This window comes from Micromonospora sp. HUAS YX12 (assembly GCF_040215685.1).
In the GTDB taxonomy this organism is placed as follows: domain Bacteria; phylum Actinomycetota; class Actinomycetes; order Mycobacteriales; family Micromonosporaceae; genus Micromonospora; species Micromonospora tulbaghiae.
The window spans coordinates 3,798,544-3,816,348 of record NZ_CP157974.1 but is presented as its reverse complement, the minus strand read 5'-3'; the positions used below and the strand labels follow the sequence as shown (position 1 = coordinate 3,816,348).

Genomic DNA, 17,805 nt, shown 5'->3' with positions numbered 1-17,805 from the left:
CCGGCCGGGGCGCACACCGGCTGGATCAGCGCGGCAGCGCCTGCTGGAGTTCGGCGCGCAGCGCCGGGGTGAGCATCTCGCCCGCCTGCTTGGCCAGCCGCGCCATCTCGTAGCCGACCACGCCGATGTCGGCGTCCGCCGCAGCCAGCGTGGCCAGGATCGAGCCGTCCCGGATCTGCATCACCAGGAAGTAGCCACGCCCCATCTCGACCACCGTCTGCTTGACGACGTCACCGTCGAACATCTGGGCCGCACCGGCGGTGATGCTCATCAGGCCGGAGGTCACCGCGGCGAGCTTGTCCGCGTGGTCGCGCGGCAGGTGCGCCGAGATCGCCACCAGGAGCCCGTCGGAGGACACCACCACCGCGTGCGCCACCCCGGGAACGCGCTCCGCGAACGCGGTCACCAGCCAGCTCAGGTCGCGTGCCTCCTGGCTCAACGTCGTCACTGTCGTCGTCCTCCTTCATCGCGCGGCAGGTACATCTCGGTGGTCTCCTCGGCCTCGGCCCGCCGTACCCCGCCGTAGAGGCGCGACAGCATGCCGCCGACCGCCTCCGGGTCCGGCTCGTGCCGCACCACCGGACGGTCGGCCGGGGCGGCCGAGGTGAGCTGGGCCATCGGCACGCGTACCGGCAGGCCCCGCTCGTTCGTCCCTCCGGTCACCGGCGTCGCCGCCGGTGCCGGCGTCACACCCAGCGCCGACGCGGCCGGCCCCTGCCGGCTGAACCACCCGCCGCCCGCCGCCCCGGCGTCCGGCATGAGCACGTCCTCGGCCCGTCCCGGGCGGGGACGTGGCGCGGTCACCGGCGCGGCGGCCGGCGCCGGCGCACCGGCCCCGGCATCGGTCCCGTCACCCAGCGGCAGCCCGGTCAGCGGGGACACCGGCAGCGCCGCGGGCTGGCCCGGCGCCGGACGCCATCCGGCCACCGGCAGTTCGGCGGTCGCCGCGGCGAGCGCACCGGACGCGGTGACCGGGCCGGTGAGCATCGGCGGCACCGTCCCGCGTACGAGCCGATCCGGCGCCGGCCGGCCCGGCTCCGGCGCGGGCGCCTCGGCCAGCAGCTCGACCGGGATCCGCACCCGGGCCACCAGGCCCTCCCGGCCCGAGCTCAACCACACCTGTACGCCGTGCCGGGCGCTGAGGTGGCTCACCACGAACAGGCCCATCCGTTCCGAGGCCGACACGTCGGCGGCCGGCGGCTCGGCGAGCACCGTGTTCGCCTCGGCCAGCGCCGACGGGCTCATGCCCAGCCCTTCGTCGACGATCTGCACGAGCGCGCCCCGGCCGTCCGGCTCGACGACCACCCGCACCGCTGTCTCCGGGCGGGAGAAGGCGGTGGCGTTCTCCAGCAGCTCCGCGAACAGGTGCACCAGGTCGCCCACCGCGTGCCCGACGACGTGCAGGTCGGTCCGGTTCTCGTGGCGCACCCGCTGGTACTGCTCGATCTCCGCGCTCGCGGCCAGCAGCACCGCGCCCAGACCCACCGGGCGGTTCCACCGCCGGGTCGACTCGCTGCCGGCCAGCACCAGCAGGCTCTCGTCGTTGCGGCGCATACGGGCGGCGAGGTGGTCGAGCTTGAACAGGTTCTCCAGCTGTTCCGGGTCGCTCTCCTCGCGTTCGAGCTCGTCGAGCAGCTCCAGCTGCCGCTCGACGAGCACCTGGCTGCGCCGGGCCAGGTTGACGAACATGGCGTTGACGTTGCGCCGCATCATCGCCTGCTCGACCGCCACGTCGACGGCGCTGCGGTGCACCGCCACGAACGCCTCCGCCAGCTCGCCGATCTCGTCGTGCGAGTCGATCACCGAGGGCGGCACGTCGATCGCGCCGACCGGACGGTCCACAGTGCGCAGCCGTTGCAGTGTCAGCGGCAGGTCCACCTGCGCGATCCGCAGTGCCTGGCCGCGCAGCTGCCGCATGGCGCGGGCCACCGACCGGCCGACCAGCAGCGAGATCAGCACCGCCACCAGGAGCACCGTGGCGATCGCGCCGGCCACCAGCAGCGTGTCGCGCAGCTGGCGGGCGCTGGCGTCGTCGGCCTGGCGTACCGCGTCGCCGACGATCTCGCTCTCCAGCTGGCGGAACAGCTCCTGCCGCTGCTCGCTGGCCGCCCACCACTGGGTCGCGTCGAGCAGGGCCGGCTTCGCGTCGCCGCCGCCGGGCAGCGTCCGCTCCTCCATCCGGGTGGCGGCGACGAAGGCCGGATCGACCGAGGTGCGGTCGTAGCGGCTGATCTGGTCGGCGGTCGCCGCGACCCGGAACGCGCCGAGCGCGGTGAGCTGCTGGGCCCGCAGGTCGCTGAGTGTCACCTGGTCGTCGGGCTCGTACCGGCCGGACCGGGCGGCGGCGTAGAGCTCCGCGCGGATGCGCGAGGACAGCTCCTTGACCCGGGACAGCTGCACGTACCGCAGCACCGCCTCGGTCAGCTCCTGCCGGCCGCCGCCGGGCGACGGCTCGGCCAGCAGGCTCAGCAGCGCCGCGATCGACCGGTGGTAGTTGCTCAGCACGGTGTCGCTGGAGAGCACCGCCGGCGCCACCGCCGCCCGGATGTTCACCACCTGGTCGTACGCCTCGAGCGCCTCGGAGTAGGAGACCCGCCAGGCGGCGTCCGCGTCGGCCAGCGGCGCGGCCGCGACGCGCAGCTCGGCCATCGCCCGGTCGGTGGCCTCCTGAAGCGGTCTGAGCGCGGCGACCGCGGCGTCCCGGTCGGTGCCGCCACGGCGCAGCGCGGCCAGTTCGCCCGCCGTGCGGTCCCGCTCGTGCTGGAGCCGGTCGACGGCGGTGGAGATCTGCCGGCCGATGCCGACCTGCTCGGCGAAGGCGCTCAGCGTGGTGGCCTGCCCGACCAGCCCCCGGGTCTGGATGCCGGCCAGGACGAGGAACGCCAGTGACGGGATCACCAGCACCGTGGCGAGCTTGGTGCCCATCCGCCAGTCCCGCAGCCGGAACCCGGAGCGCCGCCGGTGCGGTGCAGGGGCCGCGCCGCGAACCGGGTCGGGACCTGCGCCCACGGTTGCCTCCTCGTCCCGCCCCACCACGTCGGGGAGCGGAGTCCATCCAATCAGGCCGTCGGTCGGTGTCAACGGCCGCCCGGACGGCATGACCAGGACGGTCAGCGCCGCGGGTGGACGGTCACGCGTGCGAGGCGGCCTCGTCCGTCCGGACGATCCCGGCGATCCCGTCCGCCTCCGCGAGCCGGCCGAGCGCGACGAGCGCCGCGCCCGTCGCACCGATCTCCGGGTTGCGTTGCCAGCACACCCGGCGGGGCGCGAGCACGTCGAGGAACGCCCCGCGCCACCACGGCGAGGCGGTCAGCGCCCCACCGCCGAGGATCACCTCCATCGGCTCGCCGATACCGGCCTCCAGCACCGTCAGGTCGTCGGCGACGAGCCGGCACAGGCCGCTCATCAGCCCGGCCAGGATGTCCACGGCGGTGGTGCCGAAGCTGAGTCCGCGCAGCTCCCCCGAGCCCGCCGGGGCGACACCCGGTGGCCGGTCGCCGCCGAAGCGGGGGTTGGCCCGCGCCGGACCGGCGACGCGGTCCAGCGCCGCCTCCAGCTCCGGGCCCTCCGGCAGCCGCAGCTCGCGCGCCGCCCAGGCGAACAGGTTGCCGCCGCTGGAGTACGCCGCGCCGGTCACCACATGGTTGTGGTCGACCCGGTACCGCCAGAGCTGCTCGGGCAGCGGCGGGGGCTCCGTGCCGGCCGGCACGGACTGGATCATGCGGACCGCCGCGGAGGTGCCGACGGTCACCGCCGCGCGGGTCGGGTCGACGCAGCCCGAGCCGACGTTGGCGGCCGCGCCGTCGCCGACCGGCGACGCCCACCGCGCGCCGGCCAGCTGCGGCCAGCGCCGCGCGTACGCCGCGTTCAGCCGGCCGTACCAGCCCTCCGGGGCCAGCGGCAGCAACCGGTCCGGGCGTACGCCGGCCAGCTCGCACGCCTCCGGATCCCAGTCCAGGCGGCGCAGGTCGAGCAGCCCGGTACCGGAGGCCAGCGAGATCGACATCGGCGCGTCGTCGAGCAGCGTGCCGAGCGCGTACTCGGCGAGCCCGGTGAAGCGTGCGCACCGATCGACGCGCTCGCGCAGCCAGGGCAGCCGCACCGACCAGTAGCAGCGGTGCCACCAGGTGCCGGTACGCCGGTGGAAGTCCGCCGGGTCGGCCGGGCCGGTCGCCCCGGCCGCCGGCTCCGGCCGGGTGTCCAGCCAGGTCAGCACCGGCCCCGCCGGTGTGCCGTCGGGCGCCAACGGCAGCACCGAGTGCCACTGCGCGGAGGTGGCCACGAGGTCCACGTCCCGCAGGTGCCCACCGGCGGCCAGCTCGTCCAGGCACTCCACCAGGCACGCGAGGTAGGCCGGGCCGTCGAGCGTCCCGCTGCCGTCGTCCCCGGTGACCAGGTGCACCCGGCGCCGGGCCAGCGCGCCCGGGCGCGGCACGGCGTCCGCGTCGAGCACCAGGCCGCGCACCGAGGAGGTGCCCAGATCCAGAGCGAGAATGTCCATCGCCGGTCAACCTACCCGGCGGGACCGGCGGCTACGCCAAGATCCGTACCCGGTGCCGCGCGATCGGGTTCCACGGCGCCTGTCGATCGCGTACAGTGACCGTCATGCCCGCGCACCTGTCCTGCTGGTGGCCCGCCGACCCGGCGGCCCACCCCCGCGCGTAGCTTCCCCACGCGGCCGCCCGACGAGGCGGCCGCCGGTCTCCCCCGGCATCCCGGGTCGCCTTCACCGGCGGCCACCGGCCCACCGAGGAGACCCGATGACCCGCCTGTCCGACCCGCTCGCCGCCGTCGCGGCCGGCCGCGACCCCGGCCCGTTCGCGCTCGTCCGCCGCGAGGGCGCCGACCACGTCGACCTGTTCACCGGCCCGGTACGCACCGCCGGCGAGCTCGCCGACCTGCCGCTGCCCGAGGACGGCGCCGGTCCGCACACGCTGGCCCTGGTGCCGTTCCGGCAGGTCACCGAACGCGGTTTCGAGTGCGTCGACGACGGGCTGCCGCTGGAGTTCCTGGCGGTCGAGACGCACCGGCGGATACCGCTGGCCGACCTGCTCGACGACCTGCCCGACGCCGAGGTACGCACCCGCGACGCCGGCTTCGACATCGCCGACGACGAGTACGCGGCGATCGTGGAACGGGTGCTGACCGACGAGATCGGCCGGGGCGAGGGGGCGAACTTCGTCATCCACCGCACCATGCGCGCCACCGTGCAGGGCGACCCGCTGGCCGCGGCCCTGGCCGCGCTGCGCCGGCTGCTGCTGCGCGAGCGGGGCGCGTACTGGACGTTCCTGGTGCACACCGGCGCCCGGATCCTGGTCGGCGCCAGCCCGGAGCGGCACGTCAGCGTCGCCGACGGGCTGGTCGAGATGAACCCGATCAGCGGCACGTTCCGGCACCGGGGCGAGACCGTCGACCGGGCTGAGCTGCTGCGCTTCCTGCACGAGGAGAAGGAGGTGGAGGAGCTGTACATGGTGCTGGACGAGGAACTGAAGATGATGGCCGTGGTCGCCGAGCACGGCGGCCAGGTGGTCGGGCCGTACCTGAAGGAGATGGCGCACCTGGCGCACACCGAGTACCTGCTGGCCGGACGCTGTTCCCGGGACGTGCGCGACGTGCTGCGGGAGACCATGTTCGCGCCCACGGTCACCGGCAGCCCGATGGAGAACGCCTGCCGGGTGATCGCCCGGCACGAGCGCACCGGCCGGCGCTACTACGCCGGGGTGCTCGCCCTGCTGGGCCGCGACGAGCAGGGCCGGCAGACGCTGGACGCGCCGATCCTGATCCGTACCGCCGAGATCTCCCCCGAGGGCGCGCTGCGGGTGCCGGTCGGCGCGACGCTGGTCCGGCACTCGACCACCGCCGGGGAGGTGGCCGAGACCCACGCGAAGGCGGCCGGTGTGCTGGCCGCGCTCGGTCTCGGCCCGGACGCGCCGCGCTCCGCCACCGAGCCGGCCGTCCGGTACGCCGACGACCCCGAGGTACGCGCCGCGCTGGCCGCCCGCAACGCCCCGCTGGCCCGGTTCTGGCTGGAGCAGCGGGAACCGGGCGCGATCGCGCTGCGCGGGCTGGCCGGGCGCCGGGCGCTGATCGTCGACGGTGAGGACACGTTCACCGGCATGCTCGCCCACCAGCTCGGCGCGCTGGGCCTGGCGGTGACCCGGCGGGACTGGCCGGACCCGGGCCCGCTGGACGGCTACGACCTGGTGGTGGTCGGCCCCGGCCCGGGTGACCCGCGGGACGCGACCGCGCCGAAGATGGTGGCGCTGCGGGCGCTGCTGACCGAGCTGCTCGCGTCCGGCCGGCCGACGCTCGCGGTGTGCCTGGGCCACCAGTTGCTCGCCGGGCTGCTGGGCCTGCCGCTGCACCGCCGCGACGCGCCGTACCAGGGGTTGCCGCGGGACGTGCCGGTGTTCGGGACGACCCGCCGGGTCGGGTTCTACGCCAGCTTCACCGCGCTCGCCGACGCCGACCGGGTGGCCGGACCGTACGGCCCGGTCGAGGTGTCCCGCGACCCGGCCGACGGCGCGGTGCACGCGCTGCGCGGCGCGGGCTTCGCCGGGGTGCAGTTCCACCCGGAGTCGGTGCTGAGCCAGGACGGCACGAGGGTTCTGGCGGACCTGCTCGGGCATCTGCTCGACCGGCCGGCGCTGAGCGCGCATGGAGCGGCCGATCGCGGGTAGGGCACTGGCGACCGGTGGTCCGGACGGGTTCGAGAGCCCCCGTCCGGCCACCGGTCGCCAGCCGGGTCACCCGGCCATGCCCCGCTTCAGCGCGGCGCCCATCAGCACGGCCCGCTTGGCGGTGAGCGCGGTCGCGGACAGTGCCACGTGGTCCGGGGCGACCTCGCCGTTGTTGCTGGTGTGCGAAGCGCCGTACGGGTTGCCGGCGACGAACTGGCTCGGGTCGGTGTAGCCGGGGGTCACCACGATGCCGCCCCAGTGGTAGAAGACCGTGTACATCGACAGCAGCGTCGCCTCCTGGCCGCCGTGCGACGTGGCGGTCGAGGTGAACCCGCTGTAGACCTTGTCCGCGAGCGCGCCGGCGGCCCAGAGCGGGCCGGTGGTGTCGATGAACTGCTTGAGCTGAGCGGCGATCATGCCGTACCGGGTCGGCGAACCCATGATGATCACGTCGGCCCACGCCAGGTCGTCCGGCTGCGCCTCCATCACGTCCTGGGTCTCCAGCTGGTGCGCCTGCCAGCCGGAGTTGGAGCGGATCGCCTCGTCGGGCGCCAGCTCACGTACCTTGCGCAGACGCACCTCGGCGCCGGCCTCCCCCGCCGCCTCGACCGCCGCCTGCGCCATCTGGTAAGTGATGCCGGTCGCGCTGTAATAGATCACCGCGACCTTGACCTGGCCATCCATCAGACGTTCCCTCCTCGTCTCGGGTCAGCTCCCGCGACTACCCGTTGCTTCTTCCGTCAAACTCAGCCCGTGGCATGCTCTCCGGGTGGAGATCCGCGTTGCCACATCGGCCGACTGGCCGCTGATCTGGCCGTTCCTGCGTGAGATCGTGGCGGCCGGCGAGACGTACACCTGGCCCCGCGACGTCACGGAGCAACAGGCCCGCAAGCTCTGGATGCCGCCGGCGCCGGCACGGACGGTGGTCGCGGTGGCGCCGGACGGCGCGGTGCTCGGCTCGGCCAAGCTGGCACCCAACCAGGGCGGCCCCGGCGACCACGTCGCGAACGCCTCGTTCATGGTCGCCCCGGCCGCCGCCGGGCGCGGCGTCGGCCGGGCGCTCGCCGCGCACGTGCTCGACGCGGCCCGGGCCGACGGCTACCGGGCCATGCAGTTCAACGCCGTGGTGGCCACCAACACGCGGGCCGTCGAGCTGTGGCGGTCGCTGGGCTTCGAGGTGATCGGCCGGGTGCCGGAGGGCTTCCGGCACCCGGCCCGGGGGTACGTCGATCTGCTGGTCATGCACCGGCGCCTGGACTGAGCGTGCCTCAAGATTTGCGCAAGTTCCGCCGGCAACCGCTGTCCCCGCCCAGCTCGCACGGGATGCTGGTCGAACCGGCGCCGGCCGCAGCGGCCGCCCCCGCGCCGGGATCCTGAACGGGGGATCGCGCTGGTGTCGGCAGCGCCGCCGGCGCAGCGCGATCAGGGGCTCCGGCGCAGCGCGATCAGGGGGGGCTGTCATACCCCCGGCCTACCCTGACACCCGTGACCGTACGCCTCAACCGCGCCGAGGCGCTCGCGCTGCGGATGACCGGCCTGCTGCTGCGCCCGCACCCCACCGCCCGCCCGCGGGGCGTCGCCGACGTGGTCGAGTGGTTCGGCGCCATGCAGGCGCAGGACGCGGCGAGCGGGCTGTGGTCGCTCGGCGTACGCCTGCCCGGCGCCACCCAGGACGACGTCCGCGCGGCGCTGGAGCGGCGCGAGGCGCTGCGCACCTGGCCCATGCGCGGCACCGTGCACCTGGTCCCGGCGCGCGACGCGCGGTGGATGCTTGAGCTGACCGGGGTACGGACGCTGGCCGGCGTCGCCGGGCGGTGGCGGCAGCTCGGGCTCACCGTCGCCGACGGCGAGCGGGCCTGTGACGTGCTGGGCGCGGCGCTGACCGGCGGTGGCCGGCGCGCCCGCGCCGGGTGCGTGGCGGCGCTGCGCGCCGCCGGGCTGGACACGGACGGTCAGCGCGGCTACCACCTGCTCTGGTACGCCAGCCAGCGCGGCGTCACCTGCATCGCCCCGCACGTCGGCACCGAGCAGACGTTCGCCCTGCTCGACGAGTGGGCGCCCGACCCGCACCGCCCGGAGCACGACGAGGCGCTGGCGCTGCTGGCGCACCGCTACGTGCGCGGCCACGGCCCGGTGACCCGGCACGAGCTGGCCCGGTGGACCGGCCTGACCCTCACCGACGCGACCCGGGCGATCACCCTGGCCGGTGACCTGCTCGCCCCGGCCGAGGTCGACGGCGAGCCGGCCGTGGTCGACGCCGCGCTGCTCGACGCGCCGCGCGCGCCGGTCGACGACCTGCACACGCTGCCCGGCTTCGACGAATACCTGCTCGGCTTCAAGGACCGGTCGCTGATGCTCGACCCGGCGCACACCGCCGCGGTGGTCCCCGGCAACAACGGGGTGTTCCGGTCCACAGTGGTGCGGGGCGGGCGCGTGGTCGGCACCTGGACGCGGACGCTGGGCGCGAAGGCGGTGACCGTGAAGGTGCACCAGCTCGTGCCGTTCGACGCCGAGCTGCGCACCCGGGTGGACGCCGCGCTCACCGGTTACGCCCGCTTCCTGGGCCTGGAGCTGCGCCACTCCTGGTGACCGCGCGGGCACCCGGGACGCGAGCAGACCGAAGGGCCGGCGGCGCGCACGCCACCGGCCCTTCGCACGCATCCAGGGATCAGTCGGCGAGCGCTCCGGCCGACCGGCCCTCGTGCAGCGTCAGGTTGCGGCCGCTGCCCGGGTCGAACAGGTGGATCTTCTCCAGGTTGAACCACACCCGGCGCGACTCGCCCTCACGTACCGGCGACTCCGCCGACAGCCGGGTGACCAGGTTCGACCCGGCGCCGGCGAAGTCCGCGGCGCCCGCGTCAGCGGCCAGCTCCTCCAGCTCGGCGGCGGTGGCCCGCTCCCCCTCGACGGTGAAGTAGACGTACTTGTCCGAGCCCATCGACTCGACGATGTCCACCGGCGCCTCGAACTCCATGCCCCGGCGGCGGGTCTCGTCGTCGATCAGCGCCGCGTCCTCGAAGTGCTCCGGGCGGATGCCCAGGATCAGCTCCCGGGGCGCGTCGCCGCCTTCCAGCTCGCGGCGGATCCGGTCGCCGACCGGCACGTCACCGAGCGCGGTCCGCAGCCGGCCGTCCTCCACGACGGCGTGCACGAAGTTCATCGAGGGCGAGCCGATGAACCCGGCGACGAAGAGGTTGCGCGGGTGGTCGTACAGCTCCTGCGGCGGCCCGACCTGCTGCACCGCGCCGCCCCGCATGATGACCACCCGGTCGCCGAGCGTCATCGCCTCGGTCTGGTCGTGGGTGACGTAGACGGTGGTGGTGCCGAGCTGCTTCTGCAGCCGGGACACCACTGTGCGCATCTGCACCCGCAGCTTCGCGTCCAGGTTCGACAGCGGCTCGTCCATCAGGAACGCCTTGGGTTGGCGGACGATGGCCCGTCCCATCGCCACCCGCTGCCGCTGGCCGCCGGAGAGGTTGGCCGGTCTGCGGTCCAGCAGCGCGGTCAGCTCCAGCACCTTCGCCGCCTCGTCGACCTTCTGGTTGATGGTCTCCTTGTCCATCTTCGCCAGCCGCAGCGGGAACGCCATGTTCTCCCGCACGGTCATGTTCGGGTAGAGCGCGTACGACTGGAAGACCATCGCGATGTCGCGGTCCCGGGGCGCCTTGTCGTTGACCCGCTCGCCGCCGATGCGCAGCTCACCGGAGCTGATGTCCTCCAGCCCGGCGATCATGTTGAGCGTGGTGGACTTCCCGCAGCCGGACGGCCCGACCAGGATCACGAACTCGCCGTCGGCGATCTCCAGGTCGACGTCCCGCACCGCGGTGGTCCCGTCCGGGAACCGCTTGCTCACCTTGTCCAGCACGATGTCGGCCATTGCTACCACCTATCCCTTGACTGCGCCGGAGGTCAGACCGGAGACGATGCGGCGCTGGAAGAAGAGCACGAACAGGATGATCGGCACGGTGATCACCACGGCGGCGGCGCAGATCGCCCCGGTCGGGTCCTCGAACTGCGACTCGCCGGTGAAGAACTGCAGGGCCACCGGGACCGTGCGGGACCGCTCGGTCGAGGTGAGCGTGATCGCGAACAGGAAGTCGTTCCAGCAGAAGATGAAGACCAGGATGGCCGTGGTGAACACGCCGGGCGCGGCCAGCGGCGCGATCACCCGCCGGAACGCCTGTGCCTGGGTGGCGCCGTCCATCTTCGCCGCCTTCTCCAGGTCCCACGGGATCTGCTTGAAGAACGCCGACAGCGTGTAGATCGCCAGCGGCAGCGCGAACGTGATGTACGGCAGGATCAGTCCGGGCCAGGTGTCGAACAGCCCGAGCTGCCGCTCGATCTCGAACAACGGCGACACCAGCGACACCTGCGGGAACATCGCGATCAGCAGCGAGACGCCGACCAGCAGCTTCTTGCCGGGGAAGTCGAGCCGGGAGATCGCGTACGCGGCCATCGCCCCGAGCACCACGGCGATCGTGGTGGCGATCAGCGCGATGCCGATGGAGTTGACCAGGGCGCGGACGAACTGGTCGGTGTCGAAGATGGTCCGGTAGTTGTCCAGCGTCCACTCCCGCGGCCAGAACTTGCCGTCGGTGAGCGTGGCCGGGGTCTTGAACGACAGCGAGGCGATCCAGAGCACGGGGACCAGCGCGAAGACGACGACCACGACGTCCAGCAGGCCCCAGCGCACCTTCGCCCGCGTGGTGGTTTCCACTGCCATGTCAGCGCCTCTCCCCATCGTCGCTGCCCGGGGCAGCGGTGCCGAACAGCTTCACGAACACGAAGGCGATGATCGCCACGGTGATGAAGATCAGCACCGACATCGTGGAGCCGATGCCGAGGTTCAGGCCCCGGATCAGGTTGTTGTAGGCGAGCATCGACACCGACGACGTCTCGTTGCCGCCGCTGGTGAGCACGAAGATGTTGTCGAAGACCCGGAACGCGTCGAGCGTGCGGAACAGCAGCGCGACCAGGATGGCCGGCTTCATCACCGGCAGCATCACCTTGGTGAACCGCTGCCACGCCGTCGCGCCGTCGGTGGAGGCCGCCTTGAGCAGGTCCTCCGGAACCAGCGCCAGCCCGGCCATCAGCAGCAGCGCCATGAACGGGGTGGTCTTCCAGATCTCCGCCAGCATGATGATCGCCAGCGAGCTGGCCCGCTCGGTCAGCGGGGCGCTGCCGTCGAACAGGTTCGCCAGGTAGCCGGTGCCCGGCGTCCAGGCGTACCGCCAGGAGAACGCCGCGACCACAGTGACGATGCCGTACGGGATCAGCGCCGCGGTGCGCACGATGCCCCGGCCGACGAGCGTCCGGTGCATGATCAGCGCCAGGCCCATGCCGAGCGCCAGCTCGACCGCGACGGTGACCACGGTGATCAGCGCGGTCACCCCGAACGCGGTCCACCAGAAGTCGTTCGTCAGCACGGTGACGTAGTTCTCCAGGCCGACGAACTCCCGCTCGTCGGGGAAGCGCAGGTCGAAGCGCTGCAGCGACAGCCAGACCGAGTACAGGATCGGGTACGCGGTGACCAGCACCATGACCAGCGCGGCCGGCGCGCACAGCAGCAGGCCGAGGCGCCGCTCGGCGCGCTTGTTCTCGCTCAGCGGGGCTCGGGAGCCGCGCCGGGACCGCTGTTCGGGTACGGCGGCGTGCCGGCCGCCGGGCTGCTCGGCCTCGGCGGCGGCCTGCGCGCCGGCCGGGGTGGCGTTCACGCTCATGGCAGAACCCCCTTGGACTCCAGCGCGTCCGAGATCGCCTCGCGCAGCTCGTCAGCGGTCTGCTCGGGCCGGATCGCCGACGGCGGCGACAGGATCGCCGACATCACCGTGGAGATGCTCTGGTACGCCGGGGTCAGCGGCCGGACCGCCGGGTCCTTCAGCTCCTCCAGGATGGTCTCCTTCATCGGGTACGCCTCGGTCATCTCCGGGTCGTCGTAGACGGCCTCGATGGTGGGCGGCACGCCGTCGTTGACGGCGGAGAACTTCTGGTTCTCGGCGTTGCGCAGGCAGCGGGCCACCTCGAACGCCTCCTCCGGGTGCTTGGAGTAGGTGCTGACCGCGAGGTTGACGCCGCCGATGGTGACCTTGCTCGGGGTGCCCGGGTCGATGCCCGGCACCCGGGCCCACTTCACGTTCTTCGCCAGTTCGGGGTTGGCCTCCTGGAGCGCCGGATACACGAACGGCCAGTTCACCTGGAACGCGCCCTTGCCGGACTGGAACTCCAGCCGCACCGGGTCCTCCAGCGCGTTGCTGAACGACGGCGAGGTCACGCCCGACGTGGCGAACTTCTTGAGCTGGTCGAGCGCGCGTACCGCGCCGGCGTCCATCTCCGCCTTCTTGCCGTCGTCACTGAGGATCTTGCCGCCGGCGCTCTCGGCGAGCGTGTTGTAGAGGACCACGAGGCCCTCGTACTGGGCGCCCATGGTGAGCACCTGGTACGGCTTGCCCTGCTCCTTGAGCTGCTGGGCGGCGGAGATCATCTCGTCCCAGGTCTCCGGCGCCTGCGACACCAGGTCGGACCGGTACCACAGCAGCTGCACGTTGGTGTTCTTGGGCGCGGCGTAGAGCCGGTCCTCGTACCGGGCGGTGTCCAGCGGGCCGGCCAGCGTGCCCTGCTCGACCTCGGCCTTGTCCTGGCCGGTCCACTCCCGGATCCACTTCGCGCTGGCGAACTCCTGCGTCCAGGTGACGTCCAGGCCGAGCACGTCCATCCCGCTGTCCTGCGCGGCGAGCCGCCGCACCATCTGCACCCGCTGCTCGTCGGCCTCGCGCGGCAGCACCCGGTAGTCGATCCGGTAGCGCCCCTGCGCCTGCGTGTTGCAGGTGTCGACCACCTTCTGCAGGTTCTGCTCCGGCGGGTAGTACAGGTTGATCGTGGGGACGCCGCCGTCGCCGCCCGATCCGCAGGCGGCCAGCGGGGCCACCAACGCGAGCGCGGCGGCCGCCGCCGCCGCGCGTCCGGCCGGCCGCCGTGCGGCCGTGTCGGGGACTGTCGTCATCACCCTCCCCCTCTCTTCGGCGAAGAACCGGGGAGTGACCCGCGCCCCGGCGCACGGCGAGACGACCGGGGCATCGGCCCGATCGCCCGACGCCCCGGGCGTGTCGTGCGGCTGAACGTGCCCGACCTGCGACGGAGCGAAACATCACGGACATGTGACGGCGACGGCACGAACCGGGCCGGGACCGACAACTCGTCCCACGTAGTGAAACGGCGAGGCTACCCAGCGTCAGCGGTCTGCACTAGCGTGGGGCTGGCTCCGTAGCCGGCGCGTCGCCGTCGACGCCGATGCGCCTCCGGCCGTCCCCCATCGCCCGCCCGATCGGTTGGTTCTGACGGGAAGTGCCGTGCGCGCGTTCCCCGATTGGGCAGGATTCCCCCGAGGAGGTGCCGTCGTGCAGGACACCCGCGCTCTCGCCCTGACGTTCGAGGTGAGCGGCCTGCCCCCGGTCAAGACCGAGGCCCTGTCCATCTTCGCCGCCGGGCACCGGCAGGCGACGAGGGTCCGTACCCTGCTCCAGGCCGCCTGCACGGCGGCCCAGCGCACCGGGTGGACCCCGCTGACCGGGCCGGTCGAGGTGGACCTGACCCTGCGCTGTCCGCCCGGGCACCGCACCTCCGACGCCAGCACGCTGCTGGGCGGCGTGTGCGCGGTGCTCCAGGACAAGAAGCGGGTCTCCACCATCGGTCTGGCCCACCTCGGGGTGCTGGTCGACGTCGCGCTCTGGGCCGACGACCGGCAGATCCGCCGGCTGTCGTACGTCGAGGAGCCGGCGGAGGAGTTCTCGTATCTGGTCCGGGTGTCGGCCGTACCGACGCTGGTTTGACCGGCGTCCGCGGTGGGGTACCGCGGACGCCGAGGAAGGGAGTGCCGATGTCGGAGCCACATGTCACGCTCGATCCGAGCGGGCTCGACCCTGTGCAGCAGAAGCTGCGCGGCCCGCTGGAGGATCAGCTGACCTCGGCCCTGCAGGCGGCCGCCGACCGGGTCCGCGCCGGCTACGCGGGCGAGCCGGTGGAGGACGTCTGCCGTCGGTTGCTCGACGAGACCCGCTCCGGTCTGCACCCGGACATCGCGGCCGGGTTCCAGCCGGACATGGACGAGTTCTGCCGGGTGGCGGTGGCGATCGTGCGGGGCGAGCTGACCTGAGGCGGCGACGGCACGGGAATTGAGTACGCGTACCGATGGCGGGCCCGCCCGCGGCGGCGAGAATTCTCCCGTGCGAACTCGACTCATGATCGTTCTTGCCGTGCTCGGGCTGGCCGGGCTGATGGCGACCACCGGCTGTTCTCTGCGGCAGAGCATCTGCGGCAGCGACGAGTACCCGGTGATCGCGGTCGGCCCGCAGGGCGGCAGCGCGTGCGTGCCGGACGGGGAGGAACCGGCGCCGCCGTACGTGCGCTACCCGGAGGGCAAGGAGCCGAAGCACGTCGACGACGAGTGGGACGTCTACTGGCGCACCCACGGCATCGACGAGAACAACAACATCATCGACCGCTGACGCGGGGCCGCGTCAGCTCCGCCGCACGTCGACCGAGACGACGTGGGTGCCGTCCGGGCGGTCGCCCTCCCCCAGCCGCACCGGCAGCCTGCCGCCCTCGGGCGGTCGCAGGCCGAGCCCGAAGCTGAGGTGTCCCTCGAAGTCGCCGGCCACGGCCCATCCGCGCAGCGTGGGGAAGCGGATCGCCGCCGGCGGCAGGTCCGCCGTCCCGCCACCGCGGGCGTCGTGCGCCTGGGCCGGATCGAACCGCACCGACAGGTACGCCGTGCCGGGCAGCGCGACCGGCGCCCCGCGCCCCTCGGTCACCACCTGCGGCACGTAGGCCACCTCGTAGGACGGGGTGGGTCCGCGGAAGGCGAACGTGATCCGGCTACACCCCTCCGCCGGATGGTCCCCGACGTCGACCGCCACCAGGACGGGCAGCGGTTCCCCGGGCGGCGGGGTGACCGGCACCCGTACCCGGTGGGCCACCCGGACCGGCCCGCCGGGCACCGCCCAGCCCCAGGTGACGCGCCAGGATCCGGCGGTCGACGCGGCCTCGGTCGGTACGGGCGGGGTGGGCGTGGCCTCCGGCGACTCGGTCGCGGCCGGCGGCGACGCCGCCGCGACCGTCGGGGTGGGCGCCGGGGACGCGCCGTCGTGGCCGGTCGCCGTGCAGGCCGCCGCGAGCAGCACGACCAGGCCGGCGAGCAGCGGTACGCGCTGAGGAGTCATGACTCAGTGTCGCTCCGTGTCCGGCCCGCGCACCAGAGGCGTCCCACCCGGAATCGGTCAGGCGGAAAAGGGTGCCGGACGGGTCAGGACCGGGTCCGCAACTCCCCGGTCCTGACCCCGGCCGTCCGGTTGGGTAGCGGTCTGCGCCGCGGGAACGCGGCAGGCGTGGCACGACGCCTTTCCCCGGGCTCCGCACGGCGAGCCGGTCTGCCCGCACTCAGCTCCACGGTGCTCTTACCACCGGACTCCGGTGCGCCCCCGTCTCACCCCGACGAGGCGTGGACGCCGGCTCAGGTTAGGCGCGTCCGCGCAGGCCGGACAAGCGATCACCGGCGGCTGCGGTTGTGATTGATGTCTATGCGGAATTGCGGCATGTCGGCGTAACGGGGTCAGCCGGTTTCGCGCTGTTCGACTTCGAGACGCGGACTGCGCCCGGCGGGTCGCGGCGGGACGGTCCGGGCCGCGACGGCCCCGGCGACGAGCGCCAGCGCGGCCACGTGCAGCGCCCGTACGCCCGCCGGGGCGGGGACGCCGGCTGCCGGCAGCGCGGGCATCAGCAGCGCACCGAGCCCGGTGACCGCCAGCGCCACCCGCCAGAACACGTTCGGGTTCGCCTCCGGCGCGGGCACGTGCACGCCGTCGGTCCGCAGGCCGCGGCGGGCCTCGGAGACGGCCAGGACGACCACCAGCAGCCCGCCGGCGAGACCGGCCACCACGTCCACGAACTGGTACCAGTACACGCCGGTCACGGCGTGGAAGTCGGTGACGCCGAGCAGCCGGGGCAGCCGCTCGCTGTCGCTGACCCGGTCCCATGCCACGTGGCTGAACGCGCCGATGAGCGCCGAGCAGACGGTGACCTGCCAGGGGTGGCGCACCCGGGCCAGCGTCGCGTACCAGGGCCAGCCGAACAACCGCTGCGCGGGCAGGTGCACCGCGATGCCGGCGACCACGCGGCGCACCACCCAGGCGTACACGAGGGCGACCGGCAGGCACCACCAGAGCAGGCCGCCGAGCGTGTGCGTGCGCAGGTCCCGGGCCAGCGACGTGCCGGCGAACAGGTACGCGACGTCCGGCGCCACGGCGCCGGTGCACAGCGCCACCCCGTCGAACCAGCCCGGCCGCCACAGTTTCAGCGGCAGCACCGGCGCCAGGTGCGACGGGAAGGTCAGCGGCACCTCCCGGACGTTACCGGCCCGCTCAGAAGTGCTGGACCAGGTCGGGGAACGCGGCCAGCCGGATCACCCGGTGGTCGGACGGGTCCAGCTCGTCGTGCTCCAGGACCCAGGTGTTCTCGTTCGGGATGAAGACCGCGTTCATCCCGGCGGCCCGCGCGGGCAGGATGTCCGAGCGCGGCGAGTTGCCGATCATCCAGGCGGCGGCCGGGTCGAAGGCGTGCCGGCGGGCCAGCCAGCGGTACGTGTCCGCGTCCTTCTCCGGCACGATGTGCGCGGCGCGGAAGTGGTGCAGCAGCCCGCAAGCGTCCAGCTTGCGCTGCTGCTCCTCGTGCTCACCCTTGGTCAGCAGCAGCAGGTCGTGCCGCCCGGCCAGGTCGTCGAGCGTCTCGGCCACGCCCGGCATCAGCTCGACCTGGTGGCCGACCAGCGCGGCGGCGAGCTGCTCGATCTCGGCGCGCTCCCGGGCGGTGGCCGGACGCTCGCGCAGCTTCTCCAGGCACTCGCCGAGGCTGCGCAGGAACACCTTGCTGCCGTAGCCGTGCGCGACGGCGTTCGCGCGCTCGATGTCGTCGAGCACCGCGCGGATCCGGGCCCGGTCCAGCGTGGGGTGGTCGAGCCAGGTGAGGAAGTCGTCGATGACGCGCTCGAACAGGACGTTGTTCTCCCAGAGCGTGTCGTCGGCGTCGAAGACCAGCACGGCGGCGTCCCGGCGCGACGGCATCGCGTCCCCCTCCC

At 73.5% G+C, this 17,805-nt stretch carries 17 protein-coding genes; 6 read left to right on the top strand and 11 right to left on the bottom strand.

Going from position 1 to position 17,805, the window contains the following annotated elements; all coding sequences use genetic code 11:
* Positions 1-25: 25 nt before the first annotated feature.
* The 3 genes from ABIH81_RS18455 to ABIH81_RS18445 all read right to left on the bottom strand — a co-directional run bounded on the left by ABIH81_RS18455 (position 26) and on the right by ABIH81_RS18445 (position 4,501).
* Positions 26-439 (bottom strand): roadblock/LC7 domain-containing protein, encoded by a 414-nt coding sequence (locus ABIH81_RS18455; RefSeq protein WP_349881147.1) that lies wholly within the window; start codon positions 437-439, stop codon positions 26-28.
* Positions 440-444: 5 nt separating this feature from the next.
* On the bottom strand, positions 445-3,009 hold the full coding sequence (locus ABIH81_RS18450) for a nitrate- and nitrite sensing domain-containing protein (RefSeq protein ID WP_349876132.1): 2,565 nt from the start codon (positions 3,007-3,009) through the stop codon (positions 445-447).
* Positions 3,010-3,130: 121 nt separating this feature from the next.
* Positions 3,131-4,501, bottom strand: a complete 1,371-nt coding sequence (locus ABIH81_RS18445; RefSeq protein WP_349876131.1) for an FGGY family carbohydrate kinase — start codon at positions 4,499-4,501, stop codon at positions 3,131-3,133.
* 259 nt (positions 4,502-4,760) lie between these two features.
* On the opposite strand from ABIH81_RS18445, the gene ABIH81_RS18440 reads away from it, so the two are divergent.
* Positions 4,761-6,680, top strand: coding sequence for a chorismate-binding protein (locus ABIH81_RS18440; RefSeq protein ID WP_349876130.1), 1,920 nt, complete (start codon positions 4,761-4,763; stop codon positions 6,678-6,680).
* 66 nt (positions 6,681-6,746) lie between these two features.
* On the opposite strand, the gene wrbA is transcribed toward ABIH81_RS18440, so the two are convergent.
* On the bottom strand, positions 6,747-7,364 hold the full coding sequence (wrbA, locus tag ABIH81_RS18435; protein ID WP_349876129.1) for an NAD(P)H:quinone oxidoreductase: 618 nt from the start codon (positions 7,362-7,364) through the stop codon (positions 6,747-6,749).
* Positions 7,365-7,449: 85 nt separating this feature from the next.
* Here wrbA and ABIH81_RS18430 point away from each other — a divergent pair, with 85 nt between their 5' ends.
* Entirely contained in the window at positions 7,450-7,941 is a 492-nt protein-coding gene (locus tag ABIH81_RS18430) for a GNAT family N-acetyltransferase (protein ID WP_349876128.1), read from the top strand.
* A gap of 224 nt (positions 7,942-8,165) precedes the next feature.
* Entirely contained in the window at positions 8,166-9,269 is a 1,104-nt protein-coding gene (locus tag ABIH81_RS18425; RefSeq protein WP_349876127.1) for a winged helix DNA-binding domain-containing protein, read from the top strand.
* Between the two features lie 79 nt (positions 9,270-9,348).
* Here ABIH81_RS18425 and ugpC read toward each other — a convergent pair whose 3' ends face one another.
* Genes ugpC through ABIH81_RS18405 form a run of 4 tightly spaced genes read right to left on the bottom strand, consistent with a single transcriptional unit; the run spans position 9,349 to position 13,680 of the window.
* A complete protein-coding gene (gene ugpC / locus ABIH81_RS18420; protein WP_128137879.1) occupies positions 9,349-10,557 on the bottom strand; it encodes a sn-glycerol-3-phosphate ABC transporter ATP-binding protein UgpC in 1,209 nt (402 codons plus the stop codon).
* 9 nt (positions 10,558-10,566) lie between these two features.
* The gene (locus tag ABIH81_RS18415) at positions 10,567-11,403 is read right to left on the bottom strand and encodes a carbohydrate ABC transporter permease (RefSeq protein ID WP_026268483.1); all 837 of its coding nucleotides are present in this window, start codon (positions 11,401-11,403) and stop codon (positions 10,567-10,569) included.
* Position 11,404: 1 nt separating this feature from the next.
* A complete protein-coding gene (locus ABIH81_RS18410) occupies positions 11,405-12,400 on the bottom strand; it encodes a sugar ABC transporter permease (protein WP_349876126.1) in 996 nt (331 codons plus the stop codon).
* Positions 12,397-13,680, bottom strand: coding sequence for an ABC transporter substrate-binding protein (locus ABIH81_RS18405; protein ID WP_349876125.1), 1,284 nt, complete (start codon positions 13,678-13,680; stop codon positions 12,397-12,399). Before ABIH81_RS18405 ends, ABIH81_RS18410 begins: the two co-directional genes overlap by 4 nt.
* Before the next feature lie 394 nt (positions 13,681-14,074).
* Here ABIH81_RS18405 and ABIH81_RS18400 point away from each other — a divergent pair, with 394 nt between their 5' ends.
* The 3 genes from ABIH81_RS18400 to ABIH81_RS18390 all read left to right on the top strand — a co-directional run bounded on the left by ABIH81_RS18400 (position 14,075) and on the right by ABIH81_RS18390 (position 15,181).
* On the top strand, positions 14,075-14,506 hold the full coding sequence (locus ABIH81_RS18400; protein WP_091427520.1) for a hypothetical protein: 432 nt from the start codon (positions 14,075-14,077) through the stop codon (positions 14,504-14,506).
* A 47-nt stretch (positions 14,507-14,553) separates the two neighbouring features.
* Complete coding sequence (locus ABIH81_RS18395; protein WP_013287312.1) at positions 14,554-14,829, top strand: hypothetical protein; 276 nt, start codon at positions 14,554-14,556, stop codon at positions 14,827-14,829.
* Between the two features lie 70 nt (positions 14,830-14,899).
* Complete coding sequence (locus ABIH81_RS18390) at positions 14,900-15,181, top strand: hypothetical protein (RefSeq protein WP_349876124.1); 282 nt, start codon at positions 14,900-14,902, stop codon at positions 15,179-15,181.
* A 12-nt stretch (positions 15,182-15,193) separates the two neighbouring features.
* Here ABIH81_RS18390 and ABIH81_RS18385 read toward each other — a convergent pair whose 3' ends face one another.
* From ABIH81_RS18385 to ABIH81_RS18375, 3 genes are all read right to left on the bottom strand, one after another.
* Positions 15,194-15,895: a hypothetical protein gene (locus ABIH81_RS18385; protein ID WP_349876123.1), complete on the bottom strand. Its 702-nt coding sequence runs from the start codon at positions 15,893-15,895 to the stop codon at positions 15,194-15,196.
* A gap of 389 nt (positions 15,896-16,284) precedes the next feature.
* Positions 16,285-17,070: a DUF4184 family protein gene (locus tag ABIH81_RS18380; RefSeq protein ID WP_349876122.1), complete on the bottom strand. Its 786-nt coding sequence runs from the start codon at positions 17,068-17,070 to the stop codon at positions 16,285-16,287.
* Between the two features lie 22 nt (positions 17,071-17,092).
* The gene (locus tag ABIH81_RS18375; RefSeq protein WP_349876121.1) at positions 17,093-17,791 is read right to left on the bottom strand and encodes an HAD family hydrolase; all 699 of its coding nucleotides are present in this window, start codon (positions 17,789-17,791) and stop codon (positions 17,093-17,095) included.
* Positions 17,792-17,805: the final 14 nt, after the last annotated feature.

Coding starts and splice junctions, on each gene's coding strand:
- ABIH81_RS18405 (WP_349876125.1), bottom strand. CDS start 13,680: ATGACGACAGTCCCCGACACGGCCGCACGGCGGCCGGCCGGACGCGCG.
- ugpC (WP_128137879.1), bottom strand. CDS start 10,557: ATGGCCGACATCGTGCTGGACAAGGTGAGCAAGCGGTTCCCGGACGGG.
- ABIH81_RS18440 (WP_349876130.1), top strand. CDS start 4,761: ATGACCCGCCTGTCCGACCCGCTCGCCGCCGTCGCGGCCGGCCGCGAC.
- ABIH81_RS18385 (WP_349876123.1), bottom strand. CDS start 15,895: ATGACTCCTCAGCGCGTACCGCTGCTCGCCGGCCTGGTCGTGCTGCTC.
- ABIH81_RS18415 (WP_026268483.1), bottom strand. CDS start 11,403: ATGGCAGTGGAAACCACCACGCGGGCGAAGGTGCGCTGGGGCCTGCTG.
- ABIH81_RS18375 (WP_349876121.1), bottom strand. CDS start 17,791: ATGCCGTCGCGCCGGGACGCCGCCGTGCTGGTCTTCGACGCCGACGAC.
- wrbA (WP_349876129.1), bottom strand. CDS start 7,364: ATGGATGGCCAGGTCAAGGTCGCGGTGATCTATTACAGCGCGACCGGC.
- ABIH81_RS18395 (WP_013287312.1), top strand. CDS start 14,554: ATGTCGGAGCCACATGTCACGCTCGATCCGAGCGGGCTCGACCCTGTG.
- ABIH81_RS18410 (WP_349876126.1), bottom strand. CDS start 12,400: ATGAGCGTGAACGCCACCCCGGCCGGCGCGCAGGCCGCCGCCGAGGCC.
- ABIH81_RS18445 (WP_349876131.1), bottom strand. CDS start 4,501: ATGGACATTCTCGCTCTGGATCTGGGCACCTCCTCGGTGCGCGGCCTG.